Here is a 15053-nt window from a genome sequence, read left to right as displayed (position 1 = left end):
CGCTGAATGAGGCCCGGCCCGGCGGCGCGGAAGGCGGCGCTCGCCAAGGGCCGTGGCAATCGCGGGATTATAGCAGCCGGACGGCCGGCTTGTGTTTTACGACGCGTGGCGTATAACGGTAAGGATGCGGGGCTGCCTCGCATCGTATCCTTGAGGGGGATTTGTCATGGACGCGACTCACGATATCCCGCGCGACCGCCCGGTTGCGCGCAGGGTGGAAACCTCCCGGCCGTTGCAATGGCTGAAAAAAGGCTTCCGCGACTTTCAAAAAGCCCCGGCCGACTGCCTGTTTTACGGCGCGGTTTTCGTGTTGATGGGGTATTTGCTGACCTTGTACTCCGAGCACTCTCCTGAACTGATCATCACCTTCGCCACCATCTTCCTGTTGGCCGGCCCCTTCCTGGCGATAGGCCTGTACGACATCGCCAAGCAGATGGAGGCTTTCGACGGCCATGGCAGGGTCAAGCTGGCGCACAGCATGGCGGCCTGGCGCGTCAATCTGCCAGCCTTCACCTTGTACGCGGCCTTGCTGGCGGTGCTGGTGTTCGGTTGGTTCCGGGTGTCCTTGCTGATGTTCGCGCTGTTCTACGACACCGCGGCCTTGCCGTCCTTGAACGACATCGTGGCCAACGCCTTCAACCCGGACAATGTCGTCTTCCTGGTGGCCTATTTCGCGGTGGGCTTTGTGTTCGCTCAGGTGGTGTTCTCGGTCAGCGTGGTCTCCATTCCCTTGATGCTGGATAAGGAAGTGGACACGGTCACCGCGATGATCGCCAGTGTGCAGGCGGTGCTGAAGAATGTGCTGACGATGGGGATATGGGCGGCTATCATTGTGGCCTTGAGCGCGGTGGGCTTTGTGACCTATTTCCTGGGCCTGATCATCATCATGCCGGTGCTGGCGCTGGCCAGCTGGCATGCTTACCGCGATTTGATCACCTTTGAGAGATGACTGAATAGCTGATGACCCACTCCGTCGTGTTTCTTGACCGGGACAGCTTGCCTGTCCCGGTTCCGCTTTTGCCGTTCCCGTCCGAATATCACGAGTTCCCCTCCACCAGCGTCGAAGACGCGGCGATGAACTGTTCGGGAGCGGACATTGTTATCACCAACAAGGTGCCGCTGCGGCGGGAAACCCTGGAGCAACTGCCCGGCCTGAAGCTGGTGGCGATCGCCGCCACCGGTTACAACCACGTCGATCTGGACGCCTGTCGCGACTTGGGCATCGCGGTGTGCAATATTCGCCATTACGGCGACGACACCGTGGCCGAACACGCCTTGACCCTGATGCTGGCCCTGGCCAAGAACCTGCCGGCCTACCAGCGCGACGTCGCCGCGGGGGTGTGGCAGCAGTCGCGGCAGTTCTGCCATTTCGGCGCGCCGATCCGAGATTTGCGCGGCGCGACCCTGGGCATCGTCGGCGCGGGCGGCATCGGCCTGCGCCTGGCGGAGCTGGCCGGCGCGCTTGGCATGCAGGTGATGTTCGTCGAACGCAAAGGCGCCAAGGAAGTGCGTTCCGGGCATGTGGCTTTTGCCGAGGCCCTGGCGCAGGCCGATGTGATTTCGCTGCATTGTCCGTTGACCGAGGACACCCGGGACCTGATCGCCCAGCCGGAATTGATCGTGATGAAGCCGGGTGCCTTGTTGATCAATACCGCGCGCGGTGGCCTGGTCAACGAGGAAGATCTGGTGGCCGCGCTCAAGTATGGGCAGTTGGGCGGCGCCGGTTTCGACGTTCTGAGCGAAGAGCCGCCGGTTCACGGCAATCCCTTGCTGAAAACCCGCTTGCCCAATCTGATCATCACCCCTCATATCGGCTGGGCCAGCCGGCAGGCGATGGAGCGTTTGGCCGCGCAGCTGGTGGACAATATCGCCGCTTTCGTAGCGGGCATCGAGCGCAATCGTTTGTTGTGAGTTTGGGGCGTCAAGCCGGCGTAGGCCGGCTTTTTTGGCGGCGTATTTTAAATTATATATTCATATAAATGATTAGATATTTTATTTATTGTTAACTGTTAAAAAACTATTTGCATTTTGTTTATTGTGAGAATAGCATGAGGAGGCTCTTCTGGCTTTGCCAGTACGAGCTGCCCCGCTTGATCGCCGTGGAGGGTTTCCCCCCACGGCTCTTTTTTTGCCTGTTTCGCGGCCATGCAAAACGCCCGGCGGAACCGGGCGTTGGGCTTGAGTCGGCGTCTGCCGGCCGTGCGGCGTCAGTCCGGGACGTCGTTGGGGTTGATGCGAGGCTGTTCCTCCGCCCCCATGCCCAGCTTGCCGCGAATACAGCCGATGTAGCGGTTCACGTCCGGACCGCCGCCATGGCGCTGAGCGTGCCAGATCATTTCGCCCAGACAGTCCATCATCGCGTGTTGCGCCTGATGCTCGCTGCCCAGGCGCAGCGCCAGCTGCGCGTACAGAGAGCGGATGCCGAAGGGCTGGTCTATGGAGCGCTGTTCCTCAATCGCCACATGCAGGCCCAGATGCAGGAAGGGATTGCTCTGGCCCATTTCCGGCGTCCACTCCTGTTCCATATACTGTTCCGGCCGATCCAGAATGGCGTGATACTCCGGGTGGTCTATAAGAATGGGGAGCACCAGTTTTTCCAGGTCGGACAGGTCCGTTCCGGATTTGGATTTCTGCCAGGTGTCGAAGAAGAAGCGCCGGGCGTCCTGCCGGCTGGGATTGAACAACATCGGATAGTGCCTGAGTGGATTCTCGGGAGCGCTCATTATACGAGACGGAGGTGGCCATGACCACGCTTTACGACTTCTCCGCCGCGCGCATAGACGGCAGCGAACAGCCGCTGTCGGCGTACGCCGGCCAAGTGGCGCTAGTGGTGAATACCGCCAGCGAGTGCGGCTACACCCGGCAATACGCCGGCTTGCAGGACTTGCAGCATAGTCTGGGCGGCCGCGGTCTGGCGGTGCTGGGTTTCCCCTGCAATCAGTTCGGCGGCCAGGAGCCGGGCGACGAGGCCGAGATCGAGCGTTTTTGCCGGACGCGTTTCGAGGTGGATTTCCCTCTGTTCGCCAAGGTGGAAGTCAACGGGCCGCGCGCCCATCCGCTGTGGCGTTGGCTGACCCAGGCGGATTCCACCCACCCGCACCCGGTGAAGTGGAACTTCACCAAATTCCTGATCGACGCCAGGGGCAGGGTGGTCAAGCGCTACGAGCCGGCGGTGGAGCCGCATGAATTGCTGGAGGATATCGAGGCCTTGCTGCCTAAAGGCGGCTGAGACCCGCCGCTGGCGGCGGGTCCGGGCGGACATCAGCGCCGGCGGAAAATCACGTCCCACACGCCGTGGCCCAGCTTGATGCCGCGGGCTTCGAACTTGGTCAGCGGGCGGTAGTCCGGGCGCGGCGCGTAGCCGTCGGCGGTGTTGACCAGCTGAGGCTGGCCGCTGAACACCTCCATGATCTGCAGCGCGTAGTCTTCCCAGTCGGTGGCGGCGTGCAGATAGCCGCCCGGCTTGAGCTTGGCGACCAGCTTCTCCACCAGCGGGGCCTGAATCAGGCGGCGCTTGTTGTGGCGCTTCTTGTGCCAGGGGTCGGGGAAGAAAATATGCACGCCGTCCAGGCTGCCGTCGGCCAGCATGTGGTCCAGCACTTCCACCGCGTCGTGGCGGATGATGCGCAGATTGCTCAATTCCTTTTCCGCGATCAGCTTGCACAGATTGCCGACGCCGGGCGAATGCACTTCCACGCCCAGGTAGTCCTGAGCCGGATTGGCGGCGGCGATTTCGGCGGTGGCGCCGCCCATGCCGAAGCCGATTTCCAGGATCTTGGGCGCGGCGCGGCCGAAGGCCTGCTCCAGATCGATGCGCTCGGGGCGGTATTCGATGCCCCAGCGCGGCATGCCTTCGTCCATCGCGCGTTGCTGGCCGGGAGACAGATGGCCTTGGCGCAGCACGAAGCTGCGGATGGCGCGTTGAAATGCCGGATTTTCCATAGAGAAGCCTGCTTAAAAACTCAAAAAAACCGCGATGTTACCGAATCTTGGCCGCCGAAGCGAGCGCGGCGGCGATGCGCTCCGGCGCTTGGGCCAGCGCCGCCAGGTAGTCGGCGGTGTCGGGCCAGCGGGGAGCCGGCAGCAATTCCCGGCGCAAGCGCCGGTTGCTAAGCCGTCTGGACTCCATCATATAAGACCATAGACCAGCGGAAACCCGGGCGCGGACCTCCTCGCGCGACAACAGGGGCGGCAAGGTCAGGTCCAGCGCGGCGGCCAGCCGGCGATACCATTCGCTGATCGGCAGCGGCTGATCGTCGCTGGCGTTGAATACGCGCGGACCGCCGCGGCATTGCAGCAAGGCGGCCACGCAAGCGGCGGCGAGGTCGTCGGCGTGGATGTGATTGCTCCAGCTGTCCTCCTCCGGCCGGATCAGCGGCGTTTGCGAGGCGAAGCGGCTCAGCGGCAGGCGGTCGTCGGCGTAGATGCCCGGCGCGCGCAGCACCGTCAACTGGCAGCCGTGGGCGGCGGCGAAGCCGCGCAAGCAGGTTTCCGCGTCCAGGCGGCGCCAGGCGCGGTCATTGTGCGGGCGGAGGCGGGCGCCTTCGTCCAGCAAAGCCCCGTCGGCATTGCCGTACACGCCGCTGGTGCTGATATAGACTAGACGCTGTGGTATCCTGCAACCTTTTGCCAACGCAGACAACAACTTGCGCATGCGCAAGTCCTTGCGGCCGATTTCCTGGGGGGGAGCGGTCAGCAGCAGATCGTCGGCCAGGCCGGCCAAACGGCGCAAAGCGCGGGGGTCGTCCAGATCGCCCCGGATGGGCGTGACGCCCTGGCGGCGCAGCGCTTCCGCGCTAGCGTTGGAACGGCACAGCGCCAGCACCCGCCAGCGGCGGGTCAGTTCCGGCAGGGCGCGGCGCGCGACATCGCCGGCGCCGATGATCATTAAGGTTCGCATGATGCGCATTTTAGCCAGATATTGAGTAGAGGAAACAGATGACAGCGCAGGTGAAAGTGCTCCCCAGCGGGCATACATTTGGCGTCGAGCCGCATGAAACCGTATTGGAAGCGGCGTTGCGCCAGGGCGTGGGCCTGCCTTACGGCTGCCGCGACGGCGCGTGCGGCGCCTGCAAAGGCAAGGTGGTGGAAGGCGAAGTGAGCCAGGACGGTTTCCAGGAAAAGGCCTTGACCGAGGCCGAACGCGCCCAGGGCATGGCGCTGTTCTGTTGCGCCCGCCCCAAGGGCGACATCGCCATCGAGGCGCGCGAAGTGGCCGGCGCCGGCGATATCCAGATCAAGACCTTGCCGTGCCGCGTAGAGAAAATCGAAAAAATCCACGACGTGGCGGTGCTCAAGCTCAAGCTGCCGGTGTCCGAGCGCTTGCAGTTCAAGGCTGGCCAATACATCGACATCCTGATGAAGGACGGCAAGAAGCGCAGTTTCTCCATCGCCAACGCGCCGCATGACGACGCTTTCCTGGAACTGCATATCCGCAATCAGCCGGGCGGCTCTTTTTCCGAGTATGTGTTCAGTCAGATGAAGGAGCGCGAGATCATGCGCTTCAAAGGCCCGCTGGGCTCTTTCTTCCTGCGCGAGGATTCCGACAAGCCCATTCTCTTCGTGGCCAGCGGCACCGGCTTCGCGCCGGTCAAGGGCATCATCGAGCACGCGATTCATAGCGGCATCCAGCGCGAGATGGTGTTCTACTGGGGCGCGCGCACCAAGGCGGATCTTTACATGGCGGATCTGGCCGGCGCCTGGCAGGCGCAGCATCCCAACATCACCTTCATCCCCGTGCTGTCCGACGCGCTGCCGGGCGACGAGTGGGCGGGCCGCACCGGTTTTGTTCACCAGGCGGTGCTGGAGGATTTCGACGATCTGGCCGGCTATCAGGTTTACGCCTGCGGCGCGCCGCTGATGGTGGAGGCTGCGCACGGCAGCTTCACCCGCGAGCGCGGCTTGCCGGAAGACGAGTTCTTCTCCGACGCCTTCTTCCTGTCCAAGGACATGGGCGGCAGCAAGTGAACACGCCGGCGAGACAGGGATGACGTAAGCCGATTTTTTCAGCTGAACTGATTCGAACTGTATCGCCTGACGCACAACTGTAATGATATAAGTTGCTGATTTTTAGGAAATGAGCCCTTGGCGCGAGCCAGGGGCTTTTTATTTGTCTTGCATCAAACTTGGGGGTCATGCCATTTGATTTGCGTCAATGGACGGGCCGCCCAACTGGCTAAGATGAGGATCAAGAAACCTATATGGGGCGTGGCCCCGGAAAAGGAGTGGCGATGGAACTTCTGACTCTTCTTCTTTCCGACGATGTCGGCATTTTAAGCTTGGTGACCATTGTGGTGACCACCTTGGTGGTGCTGGGCGCTCTGGTGGCGATTTTCAAGAACGTGAAAAAACCGGAGTGAGCGCCTGGGCAAACAGGATGTGTTTATCCTCTTGATGTGTGTGTTGGTGGATGCGGTGGTGGGCCGCATCCACTTTTTTTTGCCCGCAATTGCCGTGGCTGGTCTGCCTTATTCTCCGTCTCCTCTCTCTATCTTTATCTCACTGCTTCTTTGTCCCGTCTCTTTTGGCCGTTTGCGGCTCTTCTCTATTGGACGCGTTCAGACAATCTGATATTGCGTTTTATTTTTAATAAAAATTAAATACAAAATTAATTAAATGTTTTGTGCGCAGCACAATTGTTAGTTCTGCCAATTGTGTCTGGGGCTTCTATAAAGCTTTTGTTCTAATGTCGGGATGGGGCGAATGGAGCGGGAGGACGCTATTTGACGCAGGTCAAACGGATGTTCGACTGTTCTGGCGATCACTAAATCCGGGGTATACCATTGTCTCAGATGATAAGAATTTAATTATATAACAACAGATTTGCAGGTTAATGTACTCTCACGGAGAACGAAAATGTCTACGGAAACTGAAACCCAAGGCGGCGGCGCTCCCAAGCTCAAGCTTGGCGCGCTGACCGCTCTGGTGGTGGGCTCCATGATCGGCGGCGGCATCTTCTCGCTACCGCAGAATATGGCGGCGGGCGCCGGAGCCGGCGCCATCTTGATCGGTTGGGTGATTACCTTCTTCGGGATGTTGACTCTGGCATTCGCCTTTCAGATGCTGGCCAATCGCAAACCGGAAGTGGAGGGCGGCGTCTACGGCTACGCCAAGGCGGGTTTCGGCAACTATATGGGCTTCAACTCGGCCTGGGGTTACTGGATTTCGGCCTGGATCGGCAACGTATCCTACTTTGTGGTGATGTTCTCGGCGCTGGCCTTCTGGTTCCCGGTGTTCGGCGAAGGCAATACCACCACCGCCATCGTCTGCGCGTCCATTCTGTTGTGGGCCTTGCACTTCCTGGTGTTGCGCGGCGTGCACGGCGCGGCCTTCATCAACACCATCACCACCGTGGCCAAACTGGTGCCGCTGGCGCTGTTCATCCTGCTGGTCATTTTCGCCTTCAAAGTGGATACCTTTAATCTGGACTTCTGGGGCTCGGCCAAACTCGGCTCGGTCGTCGATCAAGTCAAGAGCACCATGTTGGTGACGGTATGGGTGTTCATCGGCATCGAAGGCGCGTCGATGTTCTCCAGCCGTGCGGAAAACATGAAAGAAGTGGGCAAGGCCACCGTGATCGGCTTCCTGCTGACCATCGCCCTGCTGGTTGCGGTATCGGTGCTGTCGCTGGGCGTGATGTCGCAAACTGAACTGGCCGCGCTGAAGAACCCGTCCACCGCCTATGTGCTGGAAAAAGCCATCGGCCCCTGGGGCGCCAATCTGATGAACGCCGGTCTGGTGATCTCGGTGGGTGGCGCGCTGCTGGCCTGGACGCTGCTGGCTTCCGAAGCGCCCTACCTGGCGGGCAAAGACGGCGTGATGCCCAAAGTGTTCGGCACCACCAACGCCAATGGCTCCCCGGCCGCCTCGCTGTGGCTGACCAACGGCCTGATCCAACTGTTCCTGATCATCACGCTGTTCAGTTCCGCGGGCTACCTGGCGCTGCTGTCGCTGGCTACCTCGATGATTCTGATTCCTTACCTGTTGTGCTCCGGCTACGCCTTGCTGGTGGCCAAGCGCGGCGAGGGCTACGCCCAGGGCGAATCCAGCGGCAAAGAGTTCAGCATCGCCGCCGTCGCCTCGGTCTACGGCGTCTGGCTGATCTACGCCGCCGGCCTGAAGTATCTGTTCCTGTCCATGGTGCTGTACGCCCCGGGCCTGCTGTTCTACCTGTGGGCTCGCAAGGAGCGCGGCGAGAAAGCGTTCACCGGCGCCGAGGCGGTACTGGCTGCGCTGATTGTAGTGGCGGGCTTGTTCGCCGCCTACGAACTGGCTACCGGAGCGCTGACGCTCTAAGCCGGAACCTTGTAAGAAGATTACCGGAGGCGCGCGAGATCCACGGGCCTCCACCAGCTCCCCCAATATCATTAAGGAGTTTGTCATGACCAAGTTTGGTGTTCATTCCGAGTGCGGCAAGTTGCGAACTGTGATGGTGTGCCGTCCCGGCCTGGCGCATAAGCGCCTGACCCCGGACAACTGCCACGGCCTGTTGTTCGATGACGTGATCTGGGTGGAACGCGCACAGAAAGACCATGCTTACATGGTTGAGCAAATGCGCTCCCGCGGCATCGAAGTGGTGGAGGTGCACGACGCGCTGGCCAAGGTCTTGGACGACAAAGCTTCCCGTGCCTGGATTCTGGACCGCAAGGTCAAGGCCGACAACGTAGGTATCGGCATGTTGCGCGATCTGCGCAGCTGGCTGGACGAAATGCCGTCTTCGCAACTGGCCGAGCATCTGGTGGGCGGCATCGCCAAATTCGAACTGCCGTTCGACCCGAAAGGCCTGTTCGGCGGCTACCTGGACCAATCCGAATTCGTGCTGCCGCCGGTGCCGAACAGCCTGTTCCAGCGCGACCCGTCTTGCTGGATTTATGAAGGCGTGACGCTGAACCCGATGTACTGGCCGGCGCGTCGTCAGGAAACCCTGATCCTGCAATCCATCTACAAATTCCACCCGATGTTCGCCGGCAAGGTGAAAGTATGGTGGGGCGATTGCGACCAGGAACACGGCCCGGCCACGCTGGAAGGCGGCGACGTGATGCCTATCGGCAACGGCGTGGTCCTGATCGGCATGGGCGAGCGCACCAGCCCGCAGGCGGTGGTGCAAGTGGCCAAGCGCGTGCTGGGCAAGGAAGGCGGCGCCACTCGCGTAATCGCTTGCCAGATGCCTAAGTCCCGTGCGGCGATGCACCTGGATACCGTGTTCAGCTTCCTCGACATCGATCTCTTGTCGCTGTTCCCGGACGTGGTGGACGACATCACTTGCACCAGCATGTACGTTGGCGACCGCGAAGGCGAAATCCGCTTCGAACGCCACGAAGGCGTGCATCTGGTGGAAGTGGTGCGCCAGGCGCTGGGTCTCAAGGAAATCCGCGTGATCCAGACCGGCGGCGACGCCTACCAGCGCGAACGCGAACAGTGGGACGACGGCAACAACGTGGTGGCGCTGGATCGCCGCGTGGTGGTGGCCTACGACCGCAACACCTACACCAACCGCCTGATGCGCGAGCATGGCGTGGAAGTGATCGAGATTCCGGCTTCCGAGCTGGGCCGCGGCCGCGGCGGCGGTCACTGCATGACCTGCCCGATCACTCGCGACGAAGTGAAACTGTAATTCAGCTGTAGTGTCCCGGCCGCAGGCGCGGCCGGGAGGAAAACCCAAGATTCATGTGCAAAAAGACAGGTTGACCGCCGGTTTCCCCGGAAACGACGGCCGGCTTGCCCAGACTCTAATCAGGAGCAATATCATGGCTTTCAATCTGCGCAACCGTAACTTCCTCCGCATGCTGGACTTCACCCCGCGCGAAATCCGCTACATGCTCGACCTGGCCCGCGACCTGAAGCGCGCCAAGTACACCGGCACCGAACAGCAGCATCTGAAGGGCAAGAACATCGCCCTGATCTTTGAAAAAACCTCCACCCGCACCCGCTGCGCGTTTGAAGTGGCTTGCTACGACCAGGGCGCCAACGTGACTTACCTTGGGCCGTCCGGTTCGCAAATCGGCATCAAGGAATCGATGAAGGACACCGCTCGCGTGTTGGGCCGCATGTACGACGCGATCGAATACCGCGGCTTCGACCAGCACATGGTGGAAACCGAGCTGGCCAAGTTCGCCGGCGTGCCGGTATACAACGGTCTGACCGATGAATGGCACCCGACCCAGATGCTGGCCGACGTGCTGACCATGTGGGAAAACAGCGACAAGCCCATCTCCCAGATCAGCTACACCTATCTGGGCGACGCCCGCAACAATATGGGCAACTCCCTGCTGGTGATCGGCGCCAAACTGGGCATGGACGTGCGCATCGGCGCGCCCAAGCACCTGTGGCCGACCGACGAACTGGTGGCTCAGTGCCGCGAAATCGCCGCCAAGACCGGTGCACGCATCACGCTGACCGAGGATGCCAAAGCGGCGGTCAAGGGCACCGACTTCATCCACACCGACGTATGGGTATCCATGGGCGAGCCGGCCGAAGTCTGGGCCGAACGCATCAAGCTGCTGAAGCCTTACCAAGTGAACGCCGCGTTGATGGCCGCCGCCGAGAACCTGCAAGTGAAGTTCATGCACTGCCTGCCGGCCTACCACAACAGCGAAACCAAGGTGGGCAAGGAAATCGCCGCGCAATATCCGGACCTGGCCAACGGTATCGAAGTGACTGAGGACGTGTTCGAGTCCGAAGCTTGCATCGCTTTCGAACAGGCCGAAAACCGCATGCACACCATCAAGGCCATCCTGGTGGCCACGCTGGGCGATTGATCCGGCCCTAGGCATCCCTAGCTGCACTTTGCCGGCCAAGGCTTCCCTGACCGGGAACCTTGGCCGGTTTCACATCAAGCACGCGGCTCGCCGTCGCAGACGGCGGGCGCGGCAATAGCGAGGAATAGAATATGCGAGTCGTCGTAGCTCTGGGCGGCAATGCCCTGCAACGTCGCGGCGAGGCCATGACCGCCGACAACCAGCGCGCCAACGTCAAAGTGGCCGCCGAACAACTGGCCGGCGTGACCCGGCTGGGCCACAACCTGGTGATGTGCCACGGCAACGGGCCGCAAGTGGGCCTGCTGGGCCTGCAGAACGACGCCTACGCCCGCCACGTGGACGAAAAAGTGACGCCCTATCCGCTGGACGTGCTGGGCGCGCAGACCGAAGGCATGATCGGCTACATGGTTGAGCAGGAACTGGGCAATGTGCTGCCCTTCGAAGTGCCGATCGCCACCATCCTGACCCAGACCGAAGTGGACGCCAAGGACCCGGCCTTCAAGAATCCGACCAAATTCGTCGGCCCGGTTTACAGCAAGGAAGAGGCGGACAAGCTGGCCGCGGAAAAAGGCTGGACGGTGAAGGCCGACGGCGAATACTTCCGCCGCGTGGTGCCCAGCCCGAAACCGAAGCGCATCTTCGAAATGCGCCCGATCAAGTGGCTGATCGAAAAAGGCGTGGTGGTGATCGCCGCCGGCGGCGGCGGCATCCCCACCATGTACGAGGGCGACAAGCTGGTGGGCGTGGAAGCGGTGATCGACAAGGATCTGGCTTCCGCCTTGCTGGCGCGTGAAATCGACGCCGATTACTTCGTGATCGCCACCGACGTGAAGAGCGTATTCATCGGTTGGGGCACGCCGGAAGCCAAGGCGATCAAGCAGGCGCATCCGGACGAGATGGACAAACTGGGTTTCGCCGCCGGCTCGATGGGCCCGAAAGTGGAGGCGGCTTGCGAGTTTGCCCGTCTGACCGGCAAGAAGGCCGTGATCGGCGCGCTGGAAGACATCGAGAAAATCGTCAAGGGCGAGGCCGGCACGGTGATCTCCACCGAGCAGGCCGGCATCAGCTGGTATTGATGCCGTTTTTGCTTAGCCAAGCGTCAAGGGCTGCCGTCAGGCAGCCCTTTTTTATTGGCGGCGTCTAGCCCAGCAGCTTGCCGCGGTGCTGGCGGAGGAGGTCCTGCCCGGCTTGATAGCCGATCTGGTAGAGCTGGGACAGATTGGAGTGCGACCAGTCCAGCTCCTCGGCGCGGCGTTGCGGGTCAATCAGCTGGTCGAACTGGATCTTCAGCACCTCGGTGCGCGGCCGGCCTTGCTCATCCTTATTGTGCAAGGCTTCGAACAGCTTCAGGTCGTCGCGCGCGATTTCGGTCAGCGGGGTGATGATGGATTGCACCCAGGCGTCGTAAAGGCCGCGCGGCGGATGCAGGAGCCGGTCGCTGCCCAGCACATCGAACACCAGGGTGTAGTCGATGTGAGGATGATCGCGGAACAATTGCTTGAAGTTCAGTGTGTCTATGGCCGCGCCTTCGATGTAATCGCCGTCGGCCAGCGGATACGGCGGGTAGATGAAGGGAAAGGACAGCGCGGCCAGGAAGTGTTCGTGACCGATCTCGCTCTTGTCCCAGCAACGCATCTCGCCGCGGCTGATGTTGTAGGCGTTCAGGTAGAACTGCGGCGCAATGGTCTTGAGGCGGTCGAAATCCACGATCTCCTCGATGAAGGGCACGTGCGCGCACAGGCCTTGGCTGTTGGGGCCCAGATCGCTGGGGCAGAGCGTGGCCAGCAGCAGCGATGTCCAGTCGGCCAGCAGACGCTGCCAAGGCCCTTGATCGGCCTGTTGTTGAATGCTCTGCAACAGGGGGTTCTGGCTTTGCCAGCTGCGCCACAGGTCGGCGGCCGGGCCGGGTTTGTTGAACACCTTGTAGTTGATCGGCAGCAGCCGGTAAATCGGATCGGATACGCCGAGATCGGCCAGCCGCCGCAAATTGTCCAGCGGCGAGCCCTTGCGCGGCGCCGCGTACAAGAGGCCGACGATGGCGCCGGCGCCGGAGGTGGAGATGATGTCGAATTCGACGCCGGCCTCCATCAGCGCGACCAGCGCGCCGGCCATCAAGGTTGCGTTGGGCGCGCCGCCGCCCAAGACCAGCGCGATGCTGGGCCTGTTTGCTTTTGCCATCGGAGTCCTCGTCGAGAGAGTGGCCGGTTGTTGGAACCGGTTGGGAGTATGATTTAGTTCAATGTCATTGTTGCTGTTGAATTATGGATGCCAAGGCGTATTTTGCAACGCAATATGGTGTCAGTAATGACATTCTGATTTGTTGCGAGAAAGCCGCAGTGACAGTGATTTGTCATTGGGTAATGAAAGATACCTTGCGGTACAAGGTAGTGGTTTGTATAGTGCAATCACAAGCAGATCGATGCCTTGGTCCGTCTAGCTATCTTGCAATGCAAGGTAGCTGAGTGGAAAGGACCGGGCGGTTTCAAGGAAGGCAAGATGAAAACCCAGTTGAAGAAGGGGACCCTGGACATGTGCGTATTGGCGGTATTGGCCCAGTCCGACAGCTATGCCTACGAATTGGTCAGCACTTTGTCGCGCACGATGGAAATCAGCGAAGGGACGATCTATCCGTTGATGCGCAGGCTGCAGAACGAATCCTGGGTCAGCACCTATCTGGTGGAGTCGGCGTCCGGGCCGTCGCGTAAATATTACACGCTGACCGAGGCGGGCAAACGGGAGTTGGAATTGATGCGGCGCGAGTGGCAGGAATTCGTCAGCGAAGTGGACAGCGTGCTGAGCCGCCTGCCGGCGGCCGGCCAGCCGGGAGAACAACAAGCATGAACCGCAAAGCGTTTTTGGCGCAATTGGAACAGGCCCTGGCGGGGATGCCGGCCGAGGAAATCCGTGAAATCGTCGCCGACTACCAAGAGTACTTCAGCGACGCGCAAGAAGCCGGCCGCGACGAGGACGAGGTGGTCGCCGCCCTGGGCAGCCCGCAGAAGCTGGCCAAGGAACTGAAGGCGCAGGCGCATTACCGCCAATGGGAAAGCCATCGTTCCTTCGGCAATTTGATGAGGGTGGTGGCTTCGGTCGCCGGCCTGGGCGTGCTGAACTTCTTCCTGGCGCTGCCCTTCATGATCTACCTGCTATGCCTGTCCATAGGCTATATGGTGTCCGGCAGCCTGTTGATCGCCGGCGTGGCGCTGGTGGCGGCCTGGGGCGGCAACAGCCTGTTCGGCTGGCCGGAACTGGAGCCCAGCCTGTCGCCCGAGAACGGCAAGATCGAGTTCAAGCTTCAAGCCGACGGGGAGCCGGTCCACGGCGTGAGCCTGAAGCAGGGGAGGCTGTTGCTGACGCTGGAGGAGGATGAAACCGCCAGCCTGAAGTTGCGTAGCGGAGAGCCGGTCAGGGTCAGCTACGACGGCGGCGAGTTGAAAGTGGACGCCAGCAATCCGGCGGCGCGGCAAACGATCAAACGCGAGGGCGAACGCTCCGTCAGCCTGGAGCGCGGCCAGCTGAGCGCGCTGACGCTGGTTTCGGACGGCGGCGACAGCATGGTGCTGGCGCAGGATGGGGATGGCCGTTCGCTGCGTTGGCGGATGATCTCGGCGCAAGCCTCCGCCGCCGTCGGCGAAGCCGAAGAAGCCGGCGATCTGGTGTTGAACGACGGCGAGAGCTCGCTGGTGATCAAGGATAACCGGCTGTCGCTGAAGGACGGCAAGGACCATATCGAGATCGACGGCATTCCGGGCTTGTCGCTGCAGGGGTCGGCGGCGGTCAGCGGCCTGGTGCTGTTATTGGTTGGCGGATTGGGGCTGGTGTTCTGCGTATGGCTGACGCGGCTGACCTGGCGCGGGCTGGTGCGTTACGTCCGTTATCAGATCGACTTGGTGGCGGGCAGGGGCTTGGGCGGCAACGCGGTGTGAGGAGTGGTGTTTTTGACCGGACTTGGGAGAGAAACATGAAACACGATGCATGCATTCAACAATTGCAGCTGACCATGGAGCGCTTGCCCGAAGCCGAGCTGCGCAAGATTCTCAGCGACTATCGCGAATACATTCGCGAGGCGGTGGCCGATCAGCGCAATGAGAGCCGCCTGATCGCCGCGTGGGCGGATTCGCGGCGGACCGTTTCGATTCTTGCGCGCAAAGGCTCGCTGAGCGCTCAGTGGGCGCGCTTGGCCCGCCACGCGGTGGGCGGGATGGCGGCCGCTTGCGGTGTGATCGCGATGTACTGGTTGTTCATGCAGTGAGGAAAACCGCCGCCGCCGGCCAAGGCGGCGGCTTCTACTTGGGA

At 61.4% G+C, this 15053-nt stretch carries 16 protein-coding genes; 12 read left to right on the top strand and 4 right to left on the bottom strand.

Annotated elements, in window-relative coordinates:
• Positions 1 to 166 precede the first annotated feature (166 nt).
• Positions 167 to 949, top strand: a complete 783-nt coding sequence (locus AB1Z25_RS18200; RefSeq protein WP_107800548.1) for a DUF2189 domain-containing protein — start codon at positions 167 to 169, stop codon at positions 947 to 949.
• A gap of 11 nt (positions 950 to 960) precedes the next feature.
• A complete protein-coding gene (locus tag AB1Z25_RS18195; RefSeq protein WP_486635834.1) occupies positions 961 to 1911 on the top strand; it encodes a D-2-hydroxyacid dehydrogenase in 951 nt (316 codons plus the stop codon).
• Between the two features lie 296 nt (positions 1912 to 2207).
• Here the strand turns inward: AB1Z25_RS18195 and AB1Z25_RS18190 are convergent, their stop codons facing one another.
• Positions 2208 to 2687: a DUF1841 family protein gene (locus AB1Z25_RS18190; RefSeq protein WP_199225926.1), complete on the bottom strand. Its 480-nt coding sequence runs from the start codon at positions 2685 to 2687 to the stop codon at positions 2208 to 2210.
• 56 nt (positions 2688 to 2743) lie between these two features.
• Here AB1Z25_RS18190 and AB1Z25_RS18185 point away from each other — a divergent pair, with 56 nt between their 5' ends.
• Positions 2744 to 3229: a glutathione peroxidase gene (locus AB1Z25_RS18185; protein ID WP_227104904.1), complete on the top strand. Its 486-nt coding sequence runs from the start codon at positions 2744 to 2746 to the stop codon at positions 3227 to 3229.
• Between the two features lie 32 nt (positions 3230 to 3261).
• Here AB1Z25_RS18185 and trmB read toward each other — a convergent pair whose 3' ends face one another.
• Entirely contained in the window at positions 3262 to 3942 is a 681-nt protein-coding gene (gene trmB / locus AB1Z25_RS18180; RefSeq protein WP_107800545.1) for a tRNA (guanosine(46)-N7)-methyltransferase TrmB, read from the bottom strand.
• Between the two features lie 37 nt (positions 3943 to 3979).
• Positions 3980 to 4900, bottom strand: coding sequence for an NAD-dependent epimerase/dehydratase family protein (locus tag AB1Z25_RS18175; RefSeq protein WP_486635833.1), 921 nt, complete (start codon positions 4898 to 4900; stop codon positions 3980 to 3982).
• Between the two features lie 38 nt (positions 4901 to 4938).
• Here AB1Z25_RS18175 and AB1Z25_RS18170 point away from each other — a divergent pair, with 38 nt between their 5' ends.
• From AB1Z25_RS18170 to arcC, 6 genes are all read left to right on the top strand, one after another.
• Complete coding sequence (locus AB1Z25_RS18170) at positions 4939 to 5967, top strand: CDP-6-deoxy-delta-3,4-glucoseen reductase (protein ID WP_227104900.1); 1029 nt, start codon at positions 4939 to 4941, stop codon at positions 5965 to 5967.
• Between the two features lie 263 nt (positions 5968 to 6230).
• On the top strand, positions 6231 to 6359 hold the full coding sequence (locus AB1Z25_RS18165) for a DUF3149 domain-containing protein (protein ID WP_019103856.1): 129 nt from the start codon (positions 6231 to 6233) through the stop codon (positions 6357 to 6359).
• 496 nt (positions 6360 to 6855) lie between these two features.
• The gene (arcD, locus tag AB1Z25_RS18160; protein WP_107800543.1) at positions 6856 to 8295 is read left to right on the top strand and encodes an arginine-ornithine antiporter; all 1440 of its coding nucleotides are present in this window, start codon (positions 6856 to 6858) and stop codon (positions 8293 to 8295) included.
• 85 nt (positions 8296 to 8380) lie between these two features.
• Complete coding sequence (locus AB1Z25_RS18155; protein ID WP_043637845.1) at positions 8381 to 9613, top strand: arginine deiminase; 1233 nt, start codon at positions 8381 to 8383, stop codon at positions 9611 to 9613.
• A 133-nt stretch (positions 9614 to 9746) separates the two neighbouring features.
• Positions 9747 to 10757 carry an ornithine carbamoyltransferase gene (locus tag AB1Z25_RS18150; RefSeq protein ID WP_048409588.1) on the top strand — a complete coding sequence of 337 codons (1011 nt, stop codon included), beginning with the start codon at positions 9747 to 9749 and terminating at the stop codon, positions 10755 to 10757.
• Positions 10758 to 10888: 131 nt separating this feature from the next.
• The gene (gene arcC, locus AB1Z25_RS18145; protein WP_107800542.1) at positions 10889 to 11833 is read left to right on the top strand and encodes a carbamate kinase; all 945 of its coding nucleotides are present in this window, start codon (positions 10889 to 10891) and stop codon (positions 11831 to 11833) included.
• A 64-nt stretch (positions 11834 to 11897) separates the two neighbouring features.
• Here arcC and AB1Z25_RS18140 read toward each other — a convergent pair whose 3' ends face one another.
• Positions 11898 to 12935, bottom strand: coding sequence for a patatin-like phospholipase family protein (locus AB1Z25_RS18140; RefSeq protein WP_107800541.1), 1038 nt, complete (start codon positions 12933 to 12935; stop codon positions 11898 to 11900).
• Positions 12936 to 13253: 318 nt separating this feature from the next.
• On the opposite strand from AB1Z25_RS18140, the gene AB1Z25_RS18135 reads away from it, so the two are divergent.
• Genes AB1Z25_RS18135 through AB1Z25_RS18125 form a run of 3 tightly spaced genes read left to right on the top strand, consistent with a single transcriptional unit; the run spans position 13254 to position 15009 of the window.
• The gene (locus tag AB1Z25_RS18135) at positions 13254 to 13598 is read left to right on the top strand and encodes a PadR family transcriptional regulator (protein ID WP_107800540.1); all 345 of its coding nucleotides are present in this window, start codon (positions 13254 to 13256) and stop codon (positions 13596 to 13598) included.
• Positions 13595 to 14683, top strand: a complete 1089-nt coding sequence (locus AB1Z25_RS18130; protein ID WP_486635832.1) for a DUF1700 domain-containing protein — start codon at positions 13595 to 13597, stop codon at positions 14681 to 14683. The genes AB1Z25_RS18135 and AB1Z25_RS18130 overlap by 4 nt, the downstream gene beginning before the upstream one ends.
• 35 nt (positions 14684 to 14718) lie before the next feature.
• The gene (locus AB1Z25_RS18125) at positions 14719 to 15009 is read left to right on the top strand and encodes a DUF1700 domain-containing protein (protein ID WP_146176709.1); all 291 of its coding nucleotides are present in this window, start codon (positions 14719 to 14721) and stop codon (positions 15007 to 15009) included.
• The last annotated feature ends 44 nt before the right edge of the window (positions 15010 to 15053 follow it).

It is taken from the genome of Chromobacterium sp. HL1 (assembly GCF_057418835.1).
Note: the sequence above shows the minus strand (reverse complement) of the source record. Positions and strands in the feature narration are given on the sequence as shown.